This window comes from Steroidobacteraceae bacterium, from assembly GCA_041395505.1.
Lineage (GTDB): Bacteria > Pseudomonadota > Gammaproteobacteria > Steroidobacterales > Steroidobacteraceae > JAWLAG01.
In genome coordinates this window covers 969,174-991,917 of sequence record JAWLAG010000001.1, presented here as the reverse complement: position 1 = coordinate 991,917, position 22,744 = coordinate 969,174, and the positions used below count along the sequence as shown (strand labels likewise).

Genomic DNA, 22,744 nt, shown 5'->3' with positions numbered 1-22,744 from the left:
GGTCCGGTCAGGTACTATCCGCAGCTATAAGGCTGCTGCATCAGTCTCGCCTGTGCGGATGCGTATGGCGCGTTCGATGTGCGTGATGAAGATCTTGCCGTCGCCGACTTTCCCGGTGCGGGCTGCGCCAGAGACCGCCTCCACGACACGATCGACCAGGTCGCCGGCAACAGCTATCTCGATGCGTGTTTTCGGCACGAAATCGACCACGTACTCGGCTCCGCGGTACAGTTCCGTGTGGCCCCGCTGACGCCCGAATCCCTTGACTTCGGTGACCGTCATGCCCGAGACCCCGAGATCGGCCAACGCCGAGCGAACGTCGTCGAGCTTGAATGGTTTGATGATGGCGGTTACGAGTTTCATGCCGGGGCCTCCATGAATCCTGTACGGGAATGCAGTTACCGTGCCAACACCGCAATGCGCCAGAATCGCGCAAAATGCCCCGAAAAGAGGCTCCAAGCCGCACCCGGTCGCACGATTTCGGTGCGCCGGGCCTACCACCTCGCACCAAATCCGGGCATCCCCGCATGCGACGAGGTCTGCTAGGCTGCCGCGCGATGAAGCTTCGTCTGCTCGGACCGCGCTATTGGCCGACCTGGCTGGCCATGCTGGTGCTGTTCGTGATTGCCTGGCTCCCCTTTCGGCTGCAGTTGTTCCTGGGCAGGGCCTGCGGTCGCCTTTTGCGCCACCTGCCACTGCGAAGTCGGCGGGTCGCTGCCATCAATATCGACTTGTGCCTGCCCGCTCTCGATCCGGCACAACGACGGCGATTGTTGCGGGAGCATTTCGAGAATCTCGGCATCGCCCTGTGTGAAACCGCGGTCGCGTGGTGGCGCAGCGATTCAACCATCACGGCGCGCTCGACACTCGAGGGTGGGCAGCATCTGCGCGCAGCGGCGGCACGTGGCCAGGGTGCAATTGTCCTTGCTGCGCACTTTACGACGCTCGAGATCGGTGCGCGCATCCTAGCGAGCCACCTGCCGATACACGTCGTCTACCGGCCCTCACGCAACGCCCTCCTGAATGCCTTCCTGCAATGGCGGCGGGGCAGCCAGACACTCGGCGCCATCAAGCGCGACGACATCCGCAGCGTCATACGCGCGCTCAAACAAGGCAAGCCGGTGTGGTATGCGCCTGATCAGAGTTTTCGCTGGAAAGGCGCGGCGATGGTGCCTCTGTTCGGCGTGCCGGCTCCGACCAATCTCGCGACGTCACGCCTGGCCGCCATGACCGGCGCCGCCGTGCTTCCCTATTTCGTAGAGCGGCTTCCCGGAGCGGGTGGTTACCGAGCAGTCATACACGCACCGCTGCAGGACTTCCCATGCGACGATCCGCTGCACGATGCACGCCGCATGCATGAACTGATCGAGAGCGAAGTGCGTCGCATGCCCGCCCAGTATCTTTGGGTGCACCGGCGCTTCAAACAGCTCGATGCCACGGCACCGGATCGCTACGCCGTGTAATTCGCCGGCCCGTCAGCCGGTCCCGCAATAGATGGAGCCAAAAACCCGCCTCGTCATGAAGGCCTCGGGCCTGACGGCGCGTCTGCGACTCGCGTTTCGCACCGGGCCCAGATTGCGACGCTGGCTGCGCGAACTCGCCGCCACGCCGGATGCTGCGAATCATGCTGATTGCGCCCGCTTGCAGCGACTGGCCGCACGGCGTGTGCTCGCGGAATTTCGCGTGCGCTTGCGAATCAGACCGCCATCGGCGTCGACCAGCGAGCGGTTACGGAGCCAACCTCACATCGTGATTGCGCTGCATGAAGGCATTGCCGACGTGCCCTGTCTCATGTCCTTGCCAGTGCCGCTTCGGTTCGTAGCGCGCAGCGAGATCTTCCGCTGGCCGCTTGTTGGACCGGTACTTGCACGCATGGGACATATCGAATGCGATCCGGAGTCGCCGCTGGCCGGCTGGCGTCGGCTGCAGCAGGAAGTGCCGAAGGCAGTGGCGTCGGGCCACAGCGTGGCGATGTTCCCACAGGGCACGCTGCTCGGGATTGAATCGGCATTTCGTTGCGGCGCATTCCGCCTGGCGCAACGATTCTCGCTGCCGCTGCTGCCGGTCGTGTTGACGGGCACGCATCGCATCTGGGAACACCCGTTCGGCTCGACGATCCGATATGACCAGAGGGTCGCAATGCATGTACTTGACTCAGTCTGGATCCCAGGAGGCCGCCGCGACGCCGCTGAAGATGCGTGCCGCAACCTGCAGCAGCGGATGAAGGCGCTAGCGCTCGCGAGCGGCGATGCGCCACCGCGCCGCTATGTGCCACAACGCGATGGCTATTGGGATGGTTTCGCTTTCGATATCGACCCGCAATTTCGCGCTCTTTGGCAGGACATTCACCTGCGCCGGCGGCAACAGGCGCGAACATGAGAGCGATGAGCGCAATTTGCCTGTGGGCCCTGGTCGTACCGGCGTGGCCGGCGACCTGCGAGCCCGGGCTCGCCGAGCTCGACACTGCGCTGCGCCTGTCGGTCCGGGGCGGCCGCGTGGACTATCGTCGGCTGCGTGCGGAACCGCACTCGCTCGATGACTATCTGCAGGCCATTGCGGACTTTCCGGCACTGTCCCTGTCGGGCTGCAGTCACGCTGCGAAGGTCGCCTTCTGGATCAATGCCTACAACGCCATCGTGCTGCGAAGTGTCAGGGACCAGTATCCGATACACGGACGCACCTTCGTGGGCCTCGCCTTTCCACGCAACAGCATCTGGCAAATCAGCCGGGTTTTCACGAGGCGCGACTGGGTCGTTGCCGGTCAGACGTTGTCCCTGGACGACATTGAACACCGGATTCTGCGCCGTGAGCTCGCCGATCCACGCGTGCATTTTGCGCTCGTGTGCGCAGCTCGATCATGCCCGCCGCTTCGCAGTACGGCGTATCGGGAAATGGATCTCGATACGAGCCTGGAGGCGCAGACGCGCCGTTTCCTGTCCGACCCGGAGCGCGGCATGCGAGTCGATGAAGCGGGCAACGCAGTGTGGTTGTCGAAGATCTTCAAGTGGTTCGGTGAGGATTTCCTGCGACCCGATGCAGCGTCTGTCGGCGATCTTGACGCGCGGGAGTCATCGTTGTTGCGGATGATCGACGACCTTGGCATCAGCCCGGGACTCAGGCGATTACTGCTCGCAGGCGAGATACGCGTGCGCTACCTGGATTACGATTGGCAGCTCAACGATATGCAGAAAGACGCGCCTTGAGCAGACTGCGAACCGGTATCCTATGTGCGCTCCTGGCAGCGACCCGTACGGCATATTCGGCGGGCGACTGGCAGCCGACGGCGGCACAGAGCGCGGCGCTTGCGGCCGGCGACGTGGTATTCGAAGGCGAGTCTGCCAAGGGTCGCAGCGGCCGGGCACGCGCGGCGATCATGATCGACGCCAGCCCGGCACAGATCTGGCGCATCATGACCGACTGCGCAGCGGCGCCCGAATTCGTGCCGCGCCTTACACGCTGCACCGTGATCGAGCACGTGCCTGAGAAGGGGTTCGACATCATCCAGCATGAAGTCCGTTATGCCTGGTTTCTGCCGCGGGTGCGTTACACTTTTCGCGCCGATTACGTGTTGAACCAGCGCATCGATTTTCGCCGCATCGGCGGTGATCTGCGCAACATGCAGGGGACCTGGCTATTGCGGACGGATGAGCATCGCCCCGCGCGGACCCTGGTCCGCTACCAGGTTGAGCTCGATACGGGCTTCTGGCTGCCCCACTCGCTCATCGAGCGTTCGCTGCGCCGCGACCTGCCCGATACCCTTCGGGCCCTGCGTAAACGGGCCGGGAGCGTCGCCAGGCCGGCGGAAGGTCCCGGTCAATGAGTTTCTCGCTGCTATCAAGCGTGCTCAATTTCCTCGCCGCGCTGTTCGTGCTCGCGATCGGACTTCTGGCACTCTGGGTCGGCGTCCTGTATGTCGTCGACAAGACACAGACGCGCCATGCCGTTCGCCGGAATTTTCCGGTCATCGGACGATTTCGTTGGGTGTTCGAGCACCTGGGCGAATTCCTCCGGCCCTATCTGTTTGCCGGCGACCGCGAGGAGTTGCCGTTCAATCGCGCCGAACGCGCCTGGGTGTATCGCGCCGCGAAGAATCTCGACAGCACGGTGCCTTTTGGTTCGACCCGCGACCTGCGTCCAGTCGGCACGCCCATGTTCGTCAACTGCAGCTATCCCACACTTGACCGTGACGCGGCAATGTCACCGCCGGTGGTCATAGGGCCAAACTGTCGCACGCCGTATCTGGCGCGCTCGATTTTCAATATCTCGGCGATGAGTTACGGTGCGATATCGAAGCCTGCCGTTCGGGCGCTGTCGCGCGGTGCGGCAGCCGCCGGTGTCTGGCTCAACACCGGCGAAGGCGGCTTGTCGCCCTGGCATCTCGAGGGCGGCTGCGACATCGTTTTCCAGATCGGAACCGCAAAATACGGTGTGCGCGATTCCGACGGCCGCTTGAGTTTCGACAAGTTCGCAGAGCTTGCGAATATCGCGCAGGTGCGCATGATCGAGCTCAAACTTGCGCAAGGCGCCAAACCCGGCAAAGGCGGCATACTTCCCGGCATCAAGGTTACCGAGGAAATAGCCGGTATCCGCCACATACCGGTCGGCAAGGATTCCATCAGCCCGAACCGGCATCCTGAAGTGGCCAATGACGATCAATTGCTCGATCTTCTGGGTCGCCTGCGCGAAGCGAGTGGCAAGCCGGTGGGTTTCAAGGCAGTGGTGAGCGACCCCGGCGAATTTCGCAGCCTCTGCGCCGCTATCCGCCGCCGCGGCAGCGATGCAGCGCCCGATTTCATTACCGTGGACTCGGCTGATGGCGGCAGCGGTGCGGCGCCGATGAGTCTCATCGACAATGTCGGCCTGCCGATCGGCGAGAGTCTGCCGCTGGTCGTCGATACGCTGATGGAACACGGTCTGCGCGAGCGCATCAAAGTCATCGCATCGGGCAAGTTGATCACGCCGACTGAAGTTGCATGGGCCCTGTGCATGGGAGCCGATTTCGTCAACTGCGCGCGCGGTTTCATGTTTGCGCTCGGCTGCATCCAGGCCATGCAGTGCAACCGAAATACCTGCCCCACCGGGGTCACGACCCATAATCCGAATCTGCAACGCGGTCTCGTCGTGACCGACAAGGCAGAGCGTGTCGCGCACTACGCGCGCAACATGAACCACGAAGTGGCAGTCATCGCACACTCCTGCGGCGTGGCCGAACCACGCCTGCTAAGACGCAATCATTGCCGCGTCGTCACCGCCAATGGCAAGAGTGTGACGCTGGATCAGCTATTTCCCGATCGGCACAATCCCCTGCTGCAATAGTTTTTGCATCTCGGCGCGCGATGACTGCGCGAGGCCGAGGGTGTCAAGGCTGCGGCCTTCGCGCAGAAAGTCCCGTCCGGTAATTGCCGATCCAATTGCGAGGAATCCCGCTGCGAGCGGAGTCGGCACGCCGCACCACTGACCGAGCGAGACCAGGAAGGACAAGCCGAGGCGCAGGTCTTCGAGCATGTATCGATGTTCCGTGAGCACGATCTTCTCGCGCCAGTCGCCGCTGTCAGTCAGGCGTTCGTGGGCAGCGCGACCGTACATCCATTCATCGCCGGATTTGGCGTAATGGTCGCGCAAGGGAAAGTGCGGCGCGCCGTAGCCGAGCGACTCACGCACGGCAATGCGCTCGTTATCGAGTGCATCGGTGACCCTGCGGATTGCGGTCTGCGTTCCTTCGTTATGAATATCCCAGCGCTCGAAGTGCTCGAGCGGACCGGCATTCATGATGATCAGCGGCGGATGAATGACAGGGCCGGCATTCATCAGCGCACCGGACAAGGCGTCCTCAATCGGCTGCACCGACGGATAGGCTTCGCGCAAGACCTGCATGGCCAAGTCGACGTTGCGAGCCGGCAGGACGCCCGTCGGCAAGCGCGTTGCGTAGGCACTGACGACAACGCGCGTTGGCGAATGTTTGCGCGCCAGGTAAGGAAGTGTTCCAGTCTCCGCAAAACTGACATCGGCCGTATTGCCGACCGCGCGCATGGCTTTGAGAAAGATGTAGCTGCCGAACGTACCCGGCGGCAGGAACACGACCTGGCCGTCACGCAACAAGGGCGCCAGGCCTTGCGCGAGCGAATCATGTGTGGTCGCGGGCAGGGGGATGACAATGAGACCCGCCTCCGCCACGGCTTCAGCAAGATCGCTGGTCAGTGACCCAATGCGCACGTCCCGCTCGCCGCGAAAATCGCACAGCTGCAAGCTGCCACGCTCGCGTAATGCGGCAAAGTCGCCCGCATCGCGACGCCACCAGCGAATTTCGTGACCCTTCTCCGCCAGTTCCGCAGCTGCTGCGTAGCAACCATGGCCCCCACCCAGTACTGCAATGCGCATGTCTTACCTCGTCTGCGTTTCCAGCTGCGCGACGAATAACGGTCCGTCTTCGAATTTCTGCACGGCAAGTTGCACCGCCATGCCAGGTACGGGCTCCCGGCCGGGCCCGACCAGCAGTCGCGTCACCAGGCGCACTTCCTCGGCAGTGTCGATCACTGCGAGCCAGTAGGGCAGCCAGGCTGCGAAGGCTTCCGCACCTGCATGCACGCGCGTGAAGGTATAGAGAGTCCCTTGTCCTTGCAGCGTCTGCCACTTGAACTGATCCGCGAGACAGCGCGGGCAGCGGCGCTTGGGCGGGAAGGTCAGCCAGTCACAGGCGGTACAGCGGCTCGCCAGCAACAGGCCGTGTTCGAGTTGCTGCCAGAAATGCCGGGAGAAGCGATCGATGCGCGGCGCAAAGGGTCTCAAGCCGGGGACTGCGGTGACCGGCAGATTCATTGCGGCCCCTCGAGTACGTGCACGAGTGCGCTGTTGTAGTTGCCGCCCTCGCTGCTCGCCATCGCGAGCCGCGCGCCGTTGACCTGCCGCAGTCCGGCCCTGCCCAGCAGTTGCTCGCGCAGTTCCAGCATGCCGTACAAACCCGATACCGCGGGCGGATGGCCGCGTGAGAGGCAACCGCCCGATGTATTCACGGGCAGCCTTCCGCCGAGTGTCGTCTCGCCGCCAAGTGCCGCGAGCGCACCCTGGCCACGCGCGCAGATTCCGGCCGACTCGGTGACAATCGCTTCCGTGATGGTGCACGGCGCATACAACTCGGCGACATCGATGTCCGCTATCGCGACGCCGGCATCCTCGAGCGCCGCGCCGCATGCCTGTTCCGCCGCGGGAAAGCGGGTCATGTCGTGCGCTCGGTCGCCCAGTGGGTGAAATCCATCGTGGGCGAACCCGCGTCCGCGCACCGTGACGAATGGCTGACCGAGCTCACGCGCCGCAGCCACATCCGCCACGATCACGCATATTGCGCCGTCGCCGATTGCAGGCACTTCGTATAATCCAAGCGGTTCGACGATCGGCCGCTGGCGTAGCACATCATCGAGACTCAACGGCAATCGAAACTGCGCAAGCGGGTTATAGAGCGCGTGGCGTCTGTTCTTGACCGCAATGTGCGCCAACTGAGCGCGCTGTACACCATGCTCGTGCATGTAGCGCGTCGCATCGAGTGCATACCAGCTGATTGGCGTAATTCCAAAAGGCGACTGGTAATCGACATCGCCAACGACTCGCATTCCCTGGTTCATCGCAATCGCAGGCGGAGTAGCGGAATCGAAACTCACACCGCAGGCAAGCGCGAACCGGGATCGCCCGAGCGCCACATCGTTACACGCCTGATCGAACGCGAGCCCGCCGGTCAGCCCCATTTCGACGACCGTTGCGATCTGACCCGTGCAGCGAAGTCCAAGGCGCGCTGCCAGCATGGTCGCCATGCCGAGCTGCCGTGTCGACGCGGATGGCAATGTCAGCAGCACGCTGCCCACGGCCTGCGATGGAATCGAACTACCCGCAAGCGCGCTTGCGACGGTCTCGAGCAACAGGTCAAACTCGAAACTCTCGCCCTGCTCCGGGTCGGTCGGTGCGAGCCGGCCTATGCGGTGTGCCGCCGCGCCGACGATCGCTACCTCATTGGTCGCAGATCCCATGGCCGGATCGCTCAGGCACGATTGGACATGCGTTCGAGGTACCGGCTGCGCAATAGGCGCTTCTTGATCTTGCCGCTGTCCTCACGCGGCAGATCGTGGTCGAAGATGATTTCGCGCGGAACCTTGTAACGGGCAATGCGTCCATCGAGAAAGCCGCGCACGGCCTGTTCGCTGACCTGTTCCTGCGCGTCGACGACGGCAATCAGTCGCTCCCCGTACTCAGCATCAGGCACGCCGAACACAGCACAGTCGCGCAATCCGGGCATGGTGATCAGCAGCGTTTCGATTTCCGCAGGATAGATATTGCTGCCGCCCGATATGACCATGTCGCTCTTGCGATCGCTGATGTAGAGATAGCCGTCTTCATCCAGATGGCCGATATCGCCGGTGCGCACGAAGTCGCCGAGGCGCATGGCGGCAGTCTTGCTGTCGGCGCGATGATAGGTGACGAAAGCCGTATGCTCGGCGCGCATGCAGATCTCTCCGGCCACGTTGGGCGGGCAGGGATTGAGCTCATCGTCAGCGATCAGGATGTTGACGCCCGGCGCGGCGCGGCCCACGGATCCGCGGTGTGACAGCCAACCCGCGGAGTCGTTCACCGTGATGATGCCGGTCTCGGTCATGGCGTAGTACTCGTTGATGACCGGGCCCCACCACTCGATCATGCGCTGCTTCACGTCCTGCGGACATGCAGCAGAGCCGTGCACGACATGACGCAGACTGGTCAGGTCATAGCGCCTGCGCGTTGATTCGGGCAAGGCCAGCAACCGCACGAACATGGTGGGCACCATATGCAGGTGCGTGACGCGGTGCTTTTCGATAAGAGCCAACAACTCCTCGGGATCGAAGCGGGGTTGCAGGACGAGCAGGCCGCCGTCTGCGACCACGCGCATGCCGTAGGCGTTCGGGGCGGAATGATAGAGCGGGCCGGTCATTACGCTGCGAACCGGCGGCTGATCCAGTCCGAATGCCGTCCCGGTCCGCTGTTGAATGCGCTGAATCATCTGCACCGGAGGTGCACCTCGACGCACACCTTTGGGTCGTCCGGTCGTGCCGGAGGTATAGAACATGGGCGAGACGATGGATCGAGCCGGCCGAGTCCAAGGTTCGTAGCCCGCAAACCACTGTGACCACTCCGGCAACGCGCCGATGAGCCGTGCGCGCGCGGGTTCAATGGCATAGGCGGCGCAAACTTCGGGCGGAGTCTGCACGGCGATAATCGTCACCCGCGAGCAAATCGCAACCACCTCTTCTGTCAGCAGGTCGGTATGGGCGATCAGGACCTTCGCGCCGCAGTCATCGAGGATGTAGGCGATCTCCTCGGCCGCCAGATGCCAGTTGAGCGGGACGCTCGCCGCTCCAAGACGCGACGCCGCCGCCGTCGCCTCGAAGTACGCGAAATCGTTGCGCAACAGCAAGGCAACGACGTCACCTTGCCAGACGCCATTGTCGTGAAGTGCGCTCGCGGCGCGTGCCGCATTTCGTTCGATCTGCGCAGGCGAGCGATAGCGATCGCCGCAGAGTACCCCATCGGTCGGTGAAGTTACCGCAATATCGTTCTTGTCGGCGGCGCTCATCGATTCACGTCTATCACCACGCGTCCGCGGATCCTGCCATCGAGTATCTGGTGCGCCAGATCGGGCAATCGGCTCATAGGCCGAATCTCATAGAGCGTGCCCAGCTTGTCGAGTGGCACGAGATCGGCCAGTGCCTGCCAGGCACGCTGTCTGCGCGAGAGTGAGGCCATGACCGAGTCGATGCCGCGCAACGTTACGCCGCGCAAGATGAATGGCATGACACTGGTCGGCAGCTCCGCGCCTCCCGCCAGGCCGCAGGCAGCGACGACGCCTTCGTATCGTGTCTGCGCCAATGCGGTCGCAAGCGTGTCGCTGCCGACGCTGTCGACGACGCCACTCCAGCGCTCGGACTCGAGCGGTCGCGCGGCGCGTGCCAGCTCGCTCCGATCGATCAGGTCGCTGGCACCCAAGCCCGTGAGGAAATCGCGATTGGCAGAAGCGCGACCGGATGCCGCAGTTACGTGATAACCGAGCCGCGCGAGCAACATGATCGCCACCGAGCCAACGCCACCTGATGCACCCGTAACGAGCACCGTACCGTCGCCGGGACGTAACCCGAGATCCTGGATTGCAAGCACGCAGAGCATGGCGGTATAGCCTGCGGTGCCGATCGCCATCGCCTGCTCGGCCGTGAAGGCCTGCGGTATTCGCACCAGCCATTCGCTTTTCAATCTCTGGTAGGCGCTGTAGCCGCCCGGGTATTTCTCGGACAAACCAAAACCATTGACGAGGACACGGTCTCCGGCGGCAAAGCTCCTGTCTGCGGACTCCACCACGGTGCCCGCGAGGTCGATGCCGCAAATGAGCGGTGTCGTGCGGCATATCTTGCCGCGTCCGGACACGGCAAGACCGTCCTTGTAGTTGAGTGTTGAGTAGTCGACCTTGACCAGCACCGGCTCCGAAGGCAGATCGCCCGGACCGATGGTCACGAGCTCGCCACGGGTACGGCCATCGAGCTGTCTCGCAACGATAGCTGGAAAACTGGCAGGGATCATTGGTCAGGGCTCATTACTGGCGCACAGGAAACAAGACTATTCGCGTCGACCGAAGCCAACTTATGGGATCGGAATAAAAGGATTTGAGATCAAAGGCGCGCGGCATCCCGGGCTGCCTTCGGGGTCACTCCAAAATGACGCTTGAACGCCGTCGTGAAGTTGCTCGAATATTCGTACCCGACCTCGAATGCCACCTGCGTGACGGCCAGATCGCTCTGCTCGAGCAGCTCCTTGGCCCGCTGCATACGCAGTTGCTGAGCGAAATCGAAAATCGTACAACCAAACATCTGCTTGAAGGCGTGCATCAGCTTGCCCTCGTTGAGCCCAACGCTTCGTGCAAGCTCTCCTATCGTCGGCGGGGCGACGAAGCGCTTTTCGATCACTTCGCGCGCGCGATGAATACGTTCGACGTCCCTGCGGGTCAACCCACGATCGGGACGCTCGGCACCAGCCGTATGTTCGATGAGCGCTTGTGCGGACAGGCCGAGCAGCTCGAGCGCGCGGGCCTCGCCATGCAGGGTTTTCAAGGCACCGCTGCGATCGCAGCCAAGCAGTGCGCTCGCAGCAGCCGCCGCGTCGGCGCGCAGCGGCAAGTGAACCGAAAAGTATTGATCCGTGGCGCCTTGCAGGAATCGTTGCAGCGGTTCGGGCAATTGCGAGCCGATCTCGCCCAATCGTCCCGCAAGATATTGCGCCGAGAGAATCAGGGTAACGGATTGTTCGTGCTCACCGGCACGGTGCAACTCGGATTTGGTCGCCCCGACGGGCAACAGCAATATGCCAAGCGTGTGGTGTTCGACCGGCATCGCAGCCTGGCCATCGAGGTCGATGGCGCCGCTGCCGGTCAGGCGGAAATGGCACTTGAGCCTCGCCTCCCCCGGCCAATCGATGGTCAGGTCGTCGCGATATCGCAAATCGCCGATGACCATATCGAAGCCATCGGCGATTCGGACCAGATCTGCATGTCCGGCCGCTGCGGGGTGGCGCGGAACGAACCGCGTACCCGCCGCCTCGGCAAAGGGTTGCTGGCTGTCCGGTTCGTACCAGGCCAGCGGGTCGTCAGACTGGTTTGCCCGGTGTTGCGTCATGGCTTCAGTGGATACTAGGCGCAATTGATGTTTCGGCAAAGTACTGCGACCTGGCGCATCGGTCTTGCAGCGAGGCGTCCGCCATATCTAAAAAACGATGTTGCATAACCAGAGCGCCCGCGAGCTTGGCATTGTTGCATGGCAGCCACATCGACGCTGGGAGTTCCACACATGAAGCGATGCATTCCTGCACTGTTGGGTACGGTACTTGCCGGCGCTGCGACCGGCGCGCTGGCTCAGGATCCGACCATCGAAGAGGTTCTCGTCACCGCGCAGAAGCGCGAGCAGTCGGCGCAGGATGTGCCGATTTCCCTGCAGGCGATTTCCTCGGCACAGCTCGAGAGCAACAAGGTCGACGACATTTACGACTTGCAGGCAGTCGCGCCATCGTTGCAGATCACTGCGGTCGACCCGCCGGGCCAGGGTACGGCATTTGCCTTGCGCGGCCTTGGCAATTCGGTTTTCAACATGGGTTTCGATCCGGCCGTTGCCACCTTCGTCGACGGTGTCTATCGCAGCCGCTCTGGCCTCGTGGCGTCTACCGACTTCCTCGACCTCGAGCGCATCGAAGTCCTGAAAGGTCCACAGGGCACGTTGTTCGGCAAGAACACCACCGCTGGCGTGGTGCACATGATTTCCAGGAAACCGTCTTTTGACGGCACCGACGGCATCGTCGAAGTCGGCTTCGAGGAATATTCGCGCTACCGGATGCGCGGCACGATCAACATGCCATTTTCCGACAAGCTCGCCGTACGTTTGTCGGGCAGTTATGCCGACGGCAGCGGCTGGCTCGACATCGTCGGCAGCAACCAGGCGATACATGATCTCAACCGCAAGAGCGGCAAGCTGCAGGTCTTGTACCGGCCGACCGAGAACCTGAGCATTCACCTGATCGGCGATTACGCCAAACTCGACGAGATCTGCTGCGTGCCGCTGCGGCGCGTGAATGACCCTCGTTCCGCGTCGACCAATGGTCCACTCGCGGTCGGCGGGGCGATCGTCGACCCGCCAAGCTTCGACAATTTGCTGGCCGAGTCAAACCTGCCGCCGGCCTTTCATGCCGATGATGCCGGCGTGACCCTCAACGTCGAGTGGAATGCGGGGCCGGTAACCATTACCTCGATCACCGCGCACCGCGAGTACGAAGACAAGACCGAGAAGGACAACGATTTCACGGGTGTCGACATCCTGCGCAGCAACCAGAGCCTGCCGGCCGTCAGGCTGACATCCGAGGAGCTGCGAGTCTCAGGCAGCAGCGAGCGGCTCGATTGGGTGCTCGGCGGCTACTATTCCGAAGAGGACATCGAGCTCATCAATGAATTCATCTGGGGTTCGCAGATCAACCAGTTGCAGATCTTCGGCGGCTTCCTCGCCCCGGGGCGCGCGTTCTCGCATTTCTTCGAGCAGAACATCAAGAGCCAGGCGCTGTTCGGCCATGGCACGTTCAAGCTGAGCGACCGGCTGAAACTCACGGCCGGCGTACGCTGGTCGGAGGACAAGAAACACGGTTCGATGGTGAGCGACCAGCCGCCCGGAGCTATCCTGCCGTTTGCCTCGTTGCCACTTGCGGTGGTGTACGACTACGACACGCGCACCAAGGACAGCGAGCCGACCTACACAGCGAGCCTGCAATATGATTTTCGCGATGACGTCATGGGCTTTGCGACCTATTCGCGCGGCTACAAGTCGGGCGGTATCAGCATGACGCGCGATGCGGCGGGCAGCCTGCTGTTCTTCGGCAATCCGGTCAGTGGCTGTCCGGCGGGATCTGTGCCGATTCCGGCCAGCCCGTTCTGCCTTGGCGCACCGCAGGACCCGACCTTCAAGCCCGAGAAAGCCGACCATGTCGAGGTCGGCATCAAGTCGGACCTCCTCAATCGTCGCTTGCGAGTGAACGCAGCCGCCTGGTACACGGATTTCAAGAATCTGCAGTACCAGATCCTGCGGCCCGCCGACGGCGCATTCGCGGTCATCAATATCGAAGGTGCGGAATCGCAGGGCGTCGAGCTCGAAACGATCTGGAAAGCAACTGACTCGCTTTCGGTAAGCGCCTCCTTGCAATACCTCGACGCTAAATTCGCCAACAATGTCCCTGCATTGACGCCGGGCAACGACCCACTCGGTGGCGAAACGCTCCCGGGCGCCTCGGAGTGGTCGGGCAACCTGGGGCTCGATTACAAGCACGCAGTTGGTGATACCGACTGGACGCTGGCCGCGGGCGGCAATCTGTATTTTCGCACCGAGTACACCAACGTCGGCGAACCGGCGGCCAACCTCGCCTCGCAGTTCGACCTGACCGAAGGCGGCTATTCGCAGCTGAGCCTGCATGCAGGCCTGAGCAATGAGCACTGGGACGTCACCGCCTGGTGCCGCAATTGCACCGACAAGCGCGTGATCTGGAGCAACTTCGCGATCCCGTTCGACGGTGTGTTGCTCGGTCATTCGACCCGTTGGTCGCATATCGGCGAACCGCGCATGCTGGGCGTGACGATCGGCTACAAGTTCTGATCGCGGCAATCGATGATACAGCCGGTTGGTCCACGGACGCGTGCGACCGGCCGGCTGCGACCCGCGGCCCTCTAGTTTGCTATTCGCTCACCTCAGTCCGTCGCCGGCATGTGCCGACGCAAGAGCACGACGCCGATCAGGGTCAACACCAGCACGCCTGCGATGCCGGTGAAGAACGGCGACATCCCCTCGCCCATCGCAAGCAGAATGCTGCCCGCGAACGAGCTCACGATGCCACCCAGGCGCGCCACGCCGGATGCCGATCCGACACCGGTCGACCGGCAGTTGGTCGGGTAGGCGTGCGCAGCGACGGCATACATGGCCACCTGCATGCCGAGTATGCAGGCACCGGACAGCGTCATGGCGGACATCAACAACATCGTCGACTGGCCGGCCGCTGCCGAATCCACCGGCACCAGTCCAATCGCAAACGTGCTCAGGACGGCGCCGATGCCGACGATGGTCAGCACGAATCGTGACCCAAAGCGGCTGACCAGCGAGGCGAGAACGATTGCGGCGACGACTCCACCCAGGTTGAAGAAGAGTGAGCCACGCAGAGCCGTCGTGATCGGCAAGCCGACCGACGAGAGCACTACTGGCAACCAGTTGAAGAATGCATAGACCGCGAAAATGTTGGTGATGAAAATCAGCCAGATGATTGCAGTGTCGTAGCGAAGCGCGCGACTGAAAATCGCCGCAAGAGTCGCGTTCGACTCGGAAGCGAGCTCTTCTCGAACGTAGAAACTGTTATTGGCGGCGAAGGTCGTCGAACCCGAAATCCGATTCAATATTCGCGCAAGCTCCCCGAAGCGGGCCTTGTGACGCGCGAGGTAGCGCGGCGACTCGGGCAGACCGAAGAACATCGCGATACACAGCAATGCCGGCAGTATGGCGCCGACCATGAAGACCGCTCGCCAGCCGAAAGGCTCGATGATCTGCGCGGCAACCTCCGCGCCCAGCATGCCGCCGATCGGCACGCCGACCACCGTCAACGCGACGACCAGGTTGCGTACCTTGAGCGGCGCATACTCGACCATCAGGGCCGTCGAAGTTGGCACGACACCGCCGAGTCCGATACCGGTCAGGAAGCGCCAGACGGTGAGCTCGGTCACGTCACCCGAAAAGGCCGCGCCGAGCGACATCAAGGCAATGACGGCGCTGCCAAGCAACAGCGCAACACGGCGCCCGAAACGATCGCTGATCCAGCTCACGCCAATCGCGCCCACGGCCATGCCGACCAGTCCCGCCATGAATACGGGCGCAAGGGTGTTACGGTCGATCTGCCATTCGGCCATGACCTTGGGCGCCGCGAATGCGATCGCCTGTATGTCGAAACCATCGAAAATCATCGCTATGACGGTGTAGATGGAAACGGCCAGCGACAATCCCGCGAATGGTGCGCGGTCGAGAATATCGATCACGTCGATTCGACCGTCGGAGTGTTGATTTGCTGCCACGGAATACCCCCTTCTCATCGTTGTGACAGGCTTGCTCGCGCGCTATGGCGCCCGGCGGCCTGACGTCAGGGCGACCAGTCTGGCGCAATCAGCCGGCGCTTGCCATCCGCCGAAATCGCCACGCCAGGTTCGTCCAGCTTGTCCCTGTCCCAGAGTTCACAGGTTACCTCACGATGACGCTGATCCAGCGCCTCGCAATAATTCGTGTACAGGCACACGCGGACATCCCCGCCGCGACCACTGCGCACTTTACGGAACCAGTCCGGGTCGGCCAGCGCCTGGCGTGCGAGCCCAACAATGTCGCCAATGCCCTGGCGCAAAACGGCTTCGGCCTGTTCGAAACCGAAGACCCCGCCGGCGACGACGAGCGGTGTTGCGAGTCCGGCGTCGCGCAAGGATTGCCTGATCTGCTGGGCCGCAGCAAAGTTGCGGCCGAAAGGACCTCGCGCATCGGAGTAGTACGATGGCATGCATTCGTAGCCGCTGCGTCCCGTATACGGATAGGCGGCTTCGCCTACCTTGGGTTGCTTGGCGTCATCGAATTTGCCGCCGCGCGACAGCGAGATGAAGTCCATCCCTGCACGGGCAAGTGCAACGGCGATCTGACGAGCCTCGTCGACCTCCGTGCCGCCGGCAATGCACTCGTCGGCGAGCATTCGGCAACCTACGGCGAAGTCACTGCCAACACGCTCACGCACGGCCGCGTACACCTCGAGCGGCATGCGCAGGCGACCGTGCATGTCATTGCCATAGCCATCGCTCCGGGTATTGGTGGCCGACAGGAACGAGGCCATGGTATAGGCATGCGCGTAGTGCAATTCCACGCCATCGAAACCGGCGAGTTGCGCGCGTTCTGCCGCAGCGGCAAAGAGCCCCGGCAATTGACGCGGCAGATTGGCGATGGCTGCGATTTCGCAATCGGTGATGCGCTCGCGATAACCCATGGCAAGCGCTTCGTACTCCCGCGGCGCCAGAACCCCGCGCAGCTCATCGTCGGATGCGCCGAGCAGACGCTCGCGAATCTCGGCGTCCGTCGCGCCTTCGATCCCAAGTGCTGCAGCATGTCGCGACGTGACGCGCAGGTACTGGCGCAGAAATTTCTGTGGATCCGGCCGGCGGCGAATGGTCAGAAAATCGATCAGCTGTATGAGCAGGCGGGTACGGCCGCCGCTTGCATCGCGCACGACCTCGGTCAATCGGCGCAAACCGTCGATGTACCGGTCCGCGCCGATGCGCAGCAATGGCCCGCTTGGTATGTCGCGTATCCCGGTCGCCTCGACGACGATCACGCCCGGCTCACCTTGCGCGAATCGACGATACCACTCGATGACGTTCGGCGTGACATCGCCATCCTCGGACGCGCGCCATGGAACCATCGCCGGGACCCAGCTGCGCTCCGACAGCTGGAGCGCCCCGGCACGCAAAGGCGTGAACAGCAGCGAATCTGCCGCTTCGTCCGCCGTCGGCCAACGGCCAGGAACCGGGGTATGGCGGATTCGCTCCGGGGGGCGCCACATCGCCATCGCTCTAACCTCGCTGCCGCGGCAACGGCACGCGGTCCTTGCCGTCAGTCATCGGGAAGGATCGCAGTTGCCTCGATCTCGACCTTTGCCTGCGCTTCGACCAGACCCGCGACCTGCACAACGGACATCGCCGGAAAGGTCTTGCCAAGCACTTCGCGGTAGGCGGCACCGACCGCGGCGATCTCCCGTCGATATTCTTCGAGATCGGTAACGAACCAGGTCAGGCGGACGAGATGCTGGGCTTCGGCCCCTGCTTCGTGCAGCAATGTGACGATGTTACGAAGCGCCTGCCCGACCTGGTCTGCCAGGCGCCCGCTGTTGAACCGTTCGTTGGCATCCCAGCCGATCTGCCCGGCCAGAACGATGACGCGGCCACGCGCGACGAGGCCGTTGGCATAGCCTTTTGGTCGCGGCCAGCCCGCCGGCTGCAGCACCTTGTTCTTCATGGCTTCGCGCTCTTCAGTAAATCCCTGCCGATAATGAGCTGCTGCACTTCCGTCGCGCCCTCGTAGATTCTGAGCGAGCGAATTTCCCGATACAGCCGTTCAACCGCAGCGCCTTGCACGACACCGCGTCCTCCGAACATCTGCACCGCGCGGTCGATTACCTGCTGCGCGCCTTCGGTCGCAGCCATCTTGGCCATCGCCGCCTCGCGAGTGACGTTGCCGCCTCGATCGCGCAGCCACGCCGCCCGATAGGTGAGCAACGCCGCTGAGTCGATGGTGGTCGCCATTTGCGCAAGTGCGGCCTGGGTCAACTGCATGTCAGCGAGGTGCTGGCCGAACATACGCCGGCTGCTGGCAAAGGCGAGCGCTTCGCGCAGGGCACGGCGCGCCATGCCGAGCGCGGCCGCGGCAACCGAAGTGCGAAAGACATCGAGGGTGCGCATCGCAAGCTTGAATCCCTCGCCCTCGCCACCGATCAATCGCTGTGCCGGAATTCGACAGTCGCGAAATGCGAGTCGCGCCAGCGGATGCGGCGCAATGACATCGATGCGTTCGGCAATCTCGAGGCCAGGATCGTCTTTTTCGATGACGAATGCACTGATGCCGCGCGCGACCGCCGATCCGTCGGGCCGGGTCTGCGCCTGCGCGGTGCGCGCAAACACGCAGTAGAAATCGGCGATACCGCCATTTGATATCCACGTCTTCTCGCCGTTCAATAGCCAGTGCGAGCCGTCGCGCCTGGCATCGAGCTCCATTGCCGCGACATCGGACCCGGCATCGGGCTCGGACAGCGCAAAGGCGGCAATGGATTCGCCACGCGCGACGCGTTCGAGGTAACGACCAGCGAGATCGCGCGGCGCGCCGAGTGCCAGTGCGCCCGAGCCGAGTCCCTGCATCGCAAACGCGAAATCGGCCAGTGGATCGGCCTCCGCCAGGGCTTCGCGAATAATGCACAGAGAACGCGCATCGTAGGCGGGGCTGCCTTGAGCCGGTACCGCCGGCGCGCAATGGCGCAGCAGCCCGGCCGTGCCGAGTTTTCGCACCAGATCACGGCACATCGCATCGATCTCGCCCGGCTCGTGCCGGGCAGCCGGATCGAGTTCACCGGTGATGAACGCCTGGCATTGCTGGTGCACCTCACGGTGCCGGCCCTCGAAGAATGGCCACTGCAAATGGTCGCCGGTCTGCATCAGTCGCCCTGAAACCGGGGCCGCTGTTTGGCAACGAAAGCCTCGTAGGCGCGCCTGAAATCGGCAGTCTGCATGCACAAGGCCTGCGCCTGGGCTTCGGACTCGATGGCCTCGTTGACGCCCATGCTCCACTCCTGCTGCAGCATGGTCTTGGTGATGCCATGCGCAAAGCTGGGGCCGGCAGCGAGCTGCCCCGCCAACGCTTCGGCTTCGGCGAGCAATGCTTCGGGCGCGACCAGGCGGTTGAAGAATCCCCAGGACAACGCCTCCTCGCCCGACATCGAGCGGCCGGTATAGAGCAGTTCCGAGGCACGCCCCTGGCCGATGATGCGCGGCAGAATGGCACAGGCGCCCATGTCACAGCCGGCGAGTCCTACGCGCGTGAACAGGAATGCGGTCTTGGCGCGCTCGGTTCCCAGCCTGAGGTCAGAGGCCATTGCGATGATGGCGCCGGCACCGGCACAGACGCCATCGACGGCCGCAACGATCGGCTGCGGACACCCGCGCATTGCCTTGACGAGATCGCCCGTCATGCGCGTGAACGCGAGCAATTGCGGGGTGGTCATCTTCGTAAGCGGACCTATGATCTCGTGCACATCGCCGCCTGAGCAGAAATTCTCCGCAGCGCCACTCACCACCACCGCCTTGATGCGCGGCGTATAGCTGAGAGCACGGAACAGGTCGCGCAGCTCCGCGTAGGATTCGAACGTGAGCGGATTCTTGCGCTCGGGACGATTCAGCGTGACATGACCCACAGGTCCCGCCGTGCGCCAGAGGAAATGCTGCGCCTTGTAGTCGTAGGCATCATTTGAGCCAAGCTGCATGATTGGTCCTTATCTTCGATCAACCGAACCGCACCGCGTGCACCGTGCGGGTTACATGACTTCGCCGCCGGCGACCGCAATGCTCTGGCCCGTGATACTGGCCGCCCGCGGCGAACATAGCCAGAGCACTGCAGCGGCAACCTCCTCGGGCTGAACCAGCCTGCCCTGGGGATTGACCGCCGTCAGCGATTGCCGCGCAGACTGCTCATCGCGTCCTGTCTTGGCGACGATGGTCGCTATCGCCTCGCGCACGATATCGGTATCGGTATAGCCCGGGCAAACTGCGTTGACGGTGATGCCGCAACGCGCGACTTCGAGTGCAAGGCTGCGCGTCAAGCCGATCACGCCATGCTTGGCGGCCGCATAGGCGGACACGTAGGCGTAGCCGCGCAGTCCGGCCGTGCTGGCGATGTTGATGATGCGTCCGCGCTTTCGTTCAAGCATGACCGGAAGCGTCGCGCGAATGCAATTGAACACGCCTCGCAGGTTGACCGCCAGCATGCGCGCGAAAAGCTCATCGTCGGTCTTATGTAGCGGCGCCGATCCGGCCTGGCCTGCGTTGCAGACGAGTATGTCGAGCGGGCCGAGTTGGCCTTGCGCCTCGGCAAGTGCCGCGCCGACTTCCTGTGCGTCGGTGACATCGGCAGTGACACAGTGCGTGGCAACACCAAGACCGTCAGCGATCTTCGCCAGGCTCGGGCGATCACGACCGAGCAGGGTGATTCGCGCGCCGGCGCCTGCCAGGGCGTGGACGATGGCCGCACCGATGCCGCGGGCCGCGCCCGTCACCAGCGCATGTTGTTGCGCGAGATCATCGCCCACTCAGCCTTGCTCCGAGGACGCATTTGCGCGTTGCATGTTGCGTTCCAGTTGTGACTTGCCGGACAGGTATTGGCTCGGCCACCACTGGGCGTCGTAACCCTCGGCCGCAGCCGCCGCCAGCGTCCAGTGTGGATTCGCCAGGTGCGGGCGTGCCAGTGCGCAAAGATCGGCACGACCGGCCGCAACGATCGAATTGGCATGGTCGAGCTCGAATATATTGCCGACGGCAATCGTCGGCACATTCACTTCGTTGCGCACCAGGTCCGAGTAAGGCGTCTGATACATGCGTCCGTAGACGGGTTGCTGATCGGGCACGGTCTGGCCGGTGGAAATATCGAGTATGTCGGCACCGTGGTCCTTCAGGGCACGGGCAAGAAGCAGCAACTCCGGCTCCTCGAGTCCACCCGGCGCCCAGTCGGTCGCCGAAATGCGCACGGCGAGCGGTCTGTCGACGGGCCACTCGGCGCGCACGGCAGTGAGTACTTCAAGCGGGAAACGCATGCGCGAAACGATATCGCCACCGTACCGGTCTTTGCGACGATTGGTCAGCGGCGAAATGAAGCTCGCCAACAGATAACCATGCGCCATGTGGATTTCGAGCATGTCAAAACCCGCAGCTGCGCCAAGCCGCGCGGCGCGCACATGATCGGCGACAATCTTGTTCATGTCCTCGCGCGTGCAGGCGCGGGGCATCTGGCTGATGCCGGCCAGATAAGGCAGAGCCGAGGGCGCAACGATCTGCCAGTTGCCGTCCGGCAGAGGGTGGTCCATCTGCTGCCAGCCGAGTTGCGTCGAACCCTTGCGACCCGAATGCCCGATCTGGAGGCAGAATTTCGCGGGGGAATTATCGTGCACGAATTGCACGATGCGGCGCCAGGCATCGCCTTGAGCACCGTTCCAGATGCCGGCGCAGCCCGGTGTGATCCTGCCTTCCGGCGATACGCAGGTCATTTCGGTGTAAAGCAACCCTGCGCCGCCAACCGCGCGCGCGCCATAGTGCACCATGTGCCAGTCGCCGGGCACGCCATCGGTCGCGCTGTACTGCGCCATCGGCGATACGACGATGCGATTGGCCGTGGTCATGTTGCGCACGGTAAAGGGCAGGAACATCGGTGGTCGAGCCTCGCCCGCCAGGCCACAGCGGCCGGCAAGATGAGTTTCCACGCTTCGAACATAGGCCGGATCGCGCAACCGCAGATTCGCGTGCCCTACCCGCTGGCTGCCGGTCAGCAGACTGTAAGTGAACTGCTCGGGGCTCATCTGCGTATAGCGCGCGACGTTTTCGAACCACTCCATGCGATTGCGCGCTGCGCTTTGTATCTTGAGCGCTTCGATGCTGCGTTCTTCCTGGTAACGGGCAAGCGCAGCGGGAACGTCGCTTGCGCCGGCGACATGGTGCACCAACGAGATGGCATCCTCCATAGCGAGCTTGGTGCCGGAACCTATCGAGAAATGCGCTGTATGTGCGGCGTCGCCGATCAGCACCAGGTTGCGGTGATACCAGCGCTCGCAGTTGATGCGATTGAAGTTGAGCCAGGCCGATCCACGCAGGTGACGCGCATTCGACATGAGCGGCGCACCGTCGAGATAACGCGCAAACAAATGCTCACAGAAGGCAATGGATTGCTCCGGGTCCGCCTTGTCGAGACCATGCGCGAGCCAGGTCTCCTCGCGGGTCTCGACGATGAGAGTCGACAGGTCGCGGCTGAACTGATAGGCATGGATCTGGAACCAGCCATGTTCGGTTTGTTCGAACGCGAAAGTGAAGGCCGGAAACTTCTGCGTGGTGCCAAGCCAGATGAAGCGGCACTTGCGCACATCGATGGTGGGCAGGAACTGCCCGGCATGCCGCGCACGGGTCTTGCTGTTGACACCCTCGGCGACGACCACCAGGTCCGCGTCCGAAAAGTCTTCATCGCTATCGAGCTCATGCTCGAACGACTGCTGCACGCCAAGGTCCCTGGCGCGTTGCTGCATGATATTGAGCAAGGCCTTGCGCTCGATGCCGCAAAACCCATGGCCGCCGCTGCGAATGCAGCGGCCCTTGAAATGCACGTCGATATCGTCCCAGTGGTAGAAGTCGCCGACGATGCCGGCATGGGACGGCTCATCGGCCGCCGCAAAATTTGCCATGGTCTTGTCGGAGAAGACCACGCCCCAACCAAACGTGTCGTCGGGCCGGTTTCGTTCGTAGACCTCGACCCTTGCCTTCGGCATGGCCTTGCGCGCGAGTATTGCGCTATAGAGCCCGGCCGGCCCGCCACCCATACAGACGATGCGCTTCATCATGATATTTTAG

Annotated in this window: 20 protein-coding genes; 6 read left to right on the top strand and 14 right to left on the bottom strand. The window is 63.0% G+C overall.

Annotation, left to right across the window (positions count from 1 at the left end; genetic code table 11):
* Positions 1 to 24 precede the first annotated feature (24 nt).
* Positions 25 to 363 carry a P-II family nitrogen regulator gene (locus tag R3E77_04535; GenBank protein MEZ5498683.1) on the bottom strand — a complete coding sequence of 113 codons (339 nt, stop codon included), beginning with the start codon at positions 361 to 363 and terminating at the stop codon, positions 25 to 27.
* Positions 364 to 557: 194 nt separating this feature from the next.
* Between R3E77_04535 and lpxL the strand changes: the two genes are divergently transcribed.
* Genes lpxL through R3E77_04510 form a run of 5 tightly spaced genes read left to right on the top strand, consistent with a single transcriptional unit; the run spans position 558 to position 5,316 of the window.
* Positions 558 to 1,463, top strand: a complete 906-nt coding sequence (gene lpxL / locus R3E77_04530) for an LpxL/LpxP family Kdo(2)-lipid IV(A) lauroyl/palmitoleoyl acyltransferase (protein MEZ5498682.1) — start codon at positions 558 to 560, stop codon at positions 1,461 to 1,463.
* Positions 1,464 to 1,494: 31 nt separating this feature from the next.
* Entirely contained in the window at positions 1,495 to 2,379 is an 885-nt protein-coding gene (locus R3E77_04525; GenBank protein MEZ5498681.1) for a lysophospholipid acyltransferase family protein, read from the top strand.
* Positions 2,380 to 2,384: 5 nt separating this feature from the next.
* Positions 2,385 to 3,203, top strand: coding sequence for a DUF547 domain-containing protein (locus tag R3E77_04520; protein ID MEZ5498680.1), 819 nt, complete (start codon positions 2,385 to 2,387; stop codon positions 3,201 to 3,203).
* Positions 3,200 to 3,820 (top strand): SRPBCC family protein, encoded by a 621-nt coding sequence (locus R3E77_04515; protein ID MEZ5498679.1) that lies wholly within the window; start codon positions 3,200 to 3,202, stop codon positions 3,818 to 3,820. Before R3E77_04520 ends, R3E77_04515 begins: the two co-directional genes overlap by 4 nt.
* Positions 3,817 to 5,316, top strand: a complete 1,500-nt coding sequence (locus tag R3E77_04510; GenBank protein MEZ5498678.1) for an FMN-binding glutamate synthase family protein — start codon at positions 3,817 to 3,819, stop codon at positions 5,314 to 5,316. The genes R3E77_04515 and R3E77_04510 overlap by 4 nt, the downstream gene beginning before the upstream one ends.
* Here R3E77_04510 and R3E77_04505 read toward each other — a convergent pair.
* The 6 genes from R3E77_04505 to R3E77_04480 form a co-directional block, all read right to left on the bottom strand.
* Positions 5,281 to 6,378: an NAD/NADP octopine/nopaline dehydrogenase family protein gene (locus R3E77_04505; protein ID MEZ5498677.1), complete on the bottom strand. Its 1,098-nt coding sequence runs from the start codon at positions 6,376 to 6,378 to the stop codon at positions 5,281 to 5,283. The two genes, R3E77_04510 and R3E77_04505, sit on opposite strands and share 36 nt — an antisense overlap.
* Before the next feature lie 3 nt (positions 6,379 to 6,381).
* Positions 6,382 to 6,816: an OB-fold domain-containing protein gene (locus R3E77_04500; GenBank protein ID MEZ5498676.1), complete on the bottom strand. Its 435-nt coding sequence runs from the start codon at positions 6,814 to 6,816 to the stop codon at positions 6,382 to 6,384.
* Complete coding sequence (locus R3E77_04495) at positions 6,813 to 8,015, bottom strand: thiolase family protein (protein MEZ5498675.1); 1,203 nt, start codon at positions 8,013 to 8,015, stop codon at positions 6,813 to 6,815. Before R3E77_04495 ends, R3E77_04500 begins: the two co-directional genes overlap by 4 nt.
* Before the next feature lie 11 nt (positions 8,016 to 8,026).
* Positions 8,027 to 9,592, bottom strand: coding sequence for an AMP-binding protein (locus R3E77_04490; GenBank protein MEZ5498674.1), 1,566 nt, complete (start codon positions 9,590 to 9,592; stop codon positions 8,027 to 8,029).
* Positions 9,589 to 10,587: an MDR family oxidoreductase gene (locus R3E77_04485; protein ID MEZ5498673.1), complete on the bottom strand. Its 999-nt coding sequence runs from the start codon at positions 10,585 to 10,587 to the stop codon at positions 9,589 to 9,591. Before R3E77_04485 ends, R3E77_04490 begins: the two co-directional genes overlap by 4 nt.
* Positions 10,588 to 10,676: 89 nt before the next feature.
* Positions 10,677 to 11,675, bottom strand: coding sequence for an AraC family transcriptional regulator (locus tag R3E77_04480; GenBank protein MEZ5498672.1), 999 nt, complete (start codon positions 11,673 to 11,675; stop codon positions 10,677 to 10,679).
* A gap of 171 nt (positions 11,676 to 11,846) precedes the next feature.
* On the opposite strand from R3E77_04480, the gene R3E77_04475 reads away from it, so the two are divergent.
* On the top strand, positions 11,847 to 14,183 hold the full coding sequence (locus tag R3E77_04475; GenBank protein ID MEZ5498671.1) for a TonB-dependent receptor: 2,337 nt from the start codon (positions 11,847 to 11,849) through the stop codon (positions 14,181 to 14,183).
* Positions 14,184 to 14,275: 92 nt separating this feature from the next.
* Here R3E77_04475 and R3E77_04470 read toward each other — a convergent pair whose 3' ends face one another.
* The 7 genes from R3E77_04470 to R3E77_04440 form a co-directional block, all read right to left on the bottom strand.
* Positions 14,276 to 15,640 (bottom strand): MFS transporter, encoded by a 1,365-nt coding sequence (locus tag R3E77_04470; GenBank protein ID MEZ5498670.1) that lies wholly within the window; start codon positions 15,638 to 15,640, stop codon positions 14,276 to 14,278.
* Positions 15,641 to 15,705: 65 nt separating this feature from the next.
* The gene (locus R3E77_04465; protein ID MEZ5498669.1) at positions 15,706 to 17,163 is read right to left on the bottom strand and encodes a hypothetical protein; all 1,458 of its coding nucleotides are present in this window, start codon (positions 17,161 to 17,163) and stop codon (positions 15,706 to 15,708) included.
* Positions 17,164 to 17,207: 44 nt separating this feature from the next.
* Complete coding sequence (locus R3E77_04460; protein ID MEZ5498668.1) at positions 17,208 to 17,609, bottom strand: RidA family protein; 402 nt, start codon at positions 17,607 to 17,609, stop codon at positions 17,208 to 17,210.
* Positions 17,606 to 18,799, bottom strand: coding sequence for an acyl-CoA dehydrogenase family protein (locus R3E77_04455; GenBank protein MEZ5498667.1), 1,194 nt, complete (start codon positions 18,797 to 18,799; stop codon positions 17,606 to 17,608). The genes R3E77_04460 and R3E77_04455 overlap by 4 nt, the downstream gene beginning before the upstream one ends.
* Positions 18,799 to 19,623: an enoyl-CoA hydratase family protein gene (locus R3E77_04450; protein ID MEZ5498666.1), complete on the bottom strand. Its 825-nt coding sequence runs from the start codon at positions 19,621 to 19,623 to the stop codon at positions 18,799 to 18,801. Before R3E77_04450 ends, R3E77_04455 begins: the two co-directional genes overlap by 1 nt.
* Before the next feature lie 51 nt (positions 19,624 to 19,674).
* Positions 19,675 to 20,445: an SDR family NAD(P)-dependent oxidoreductase gene (locus R3E77_04445; GenBank protein MEZ5498665.1), complete on the bottom strand. Its 771-nt coding sequence runs from the start codon at positions 20,443 to 20,445 to the stop codon at positions 19,675 to 19,677.
* Positions 20,446 to 22,734 carry a bifunctional salicylyl-CoA 5-hydroxylase/oxidoreductase gene (locus R3E77_04440; protein MEZ5498664.1) on the bottom strand — a complete coding sequence of 763 codons (2,289 nt, stop codon included), beginning with the start codon at positions 22,732 to 22,734 and terminating at the stop codon, positions 20,446 to 20,448.
* Positions 22,735 to 22,744 lie beyond the last annotated feature (10 nt).

Coding starts and splice junctions, on each gene's coding strand:
- R3E77_04535 (MEZ5498683.1), bottom strand. CDS start 363: ATGAAACTCGTAACCGCCATCATCAAACCATTCAAGCTCGACGACGTT.
- lpxL (MEZ5498682.1), top strand. CDS start 558: ATGAAGCTTCGTCTGCTCGGACCGCGCTATTGGCCGACCTGGCTGGCC.
- R3E77_04525 (MEZ5498681.1), top strand. CDS start 1,495: ATGGAGCCAAAAACCCGCCTCGTCATGAAGGCCTCGGGCCTGACGGCG.
- R3E77_04520 (MEZ5498680.1), top strand. CDS start 2,385: ATGAGCGCAATTTGCCTGTGGGCCCTGGTCGTACCGGCGTGGCCGGCG.
- R3E77_04510 (MEZ5498678.1), top strand. CDS start 3,817: ATGAGTTTCTCGCTGCTATCAAGCGTGCTCAATTTCCTCGCCGCGCTG.
- R3E77_04505 (MEZ5498677.1), bottom strand. CDS start 6,378: ATGCGCATTGCAGTACTGGGTGGGGGCCATGGTTGCTACGCAGCAGCT.
- R3E77_04500 (MEZ5498676.1), bottom strand. CDS start 6,816: ATGAATCTGCCGGTCACCGCAGTCCCCGGCTTGAGACCCTTTGCGCCG.
- R3E77_04495 (MEZ5498675.1), bottom strand. CDS start 8,015: ATGGGATCTGCGACCAATGAGGTAGCGATCGTCGGCGCGGCGGCACAC.
- R3E77_04490 (MEZ5498674.1), bottom strand. CDS start 9,592: ATGAGCGCCGCCGACAAGAACGATATTGCGGTAACTTCACCGACCGAT.
- R3E77_04485 (MEZ5498673.1), bottom strand. CDS start 10,587: ATGATCCCTGCCAGTTTTCCAGCTATCGTTGCGAGACAGCTCGATGGC.
- R3E77_04480 (MEZ5498672.1), bottom strand. CDS start 11,675: ATGACGCAACACCGGGCAAACCAGTCTGACGACCCGCTGGCCTGGTAC.
- R3E77_04475 (MEZ5498671.1), top strand. CDS start 11,847: ATGAAGCGATGCATTCCTGCACTGTTGGGTACGGTACTTGCCGGCGCT.
- R3E77_04465 (MEZ5498669.1), bottom strand. CDS start 17,163: ATGGCGATGTGGCGCCCCCCGGAGCGAATCCGCCATACCCCGGTTCCT.
- R3E77_04460 (MEZ5498668.1), bottom strand. CDS start 17,609: ATGAAGAACAAGGTGCTGCAGCCGGCGGGCTGGCCGCGACCAAAAGGC.
- R3E77_04455 (MEZ5498667.1), bottom strand. CDS start 18,799: ATGCAGACCGGCGACCATTTGCAGTGGCCATTCTTCGAGGGCCGGCAC.
- R3E77_04450 (MEZ5498666.1), bottom strand. CDS start 19,623: ATGCAGCTTGGCTCAAATGATGCCTACGACTACAAGGCGCAGCATTTC.
- R3E77_04440 (MEZ5498664.1), bottom strand. CDS start 22,734: ATGATGAAGCGCATCGTCTGTATGGGTGGCGGGCCGGCCGGGCTCTAT.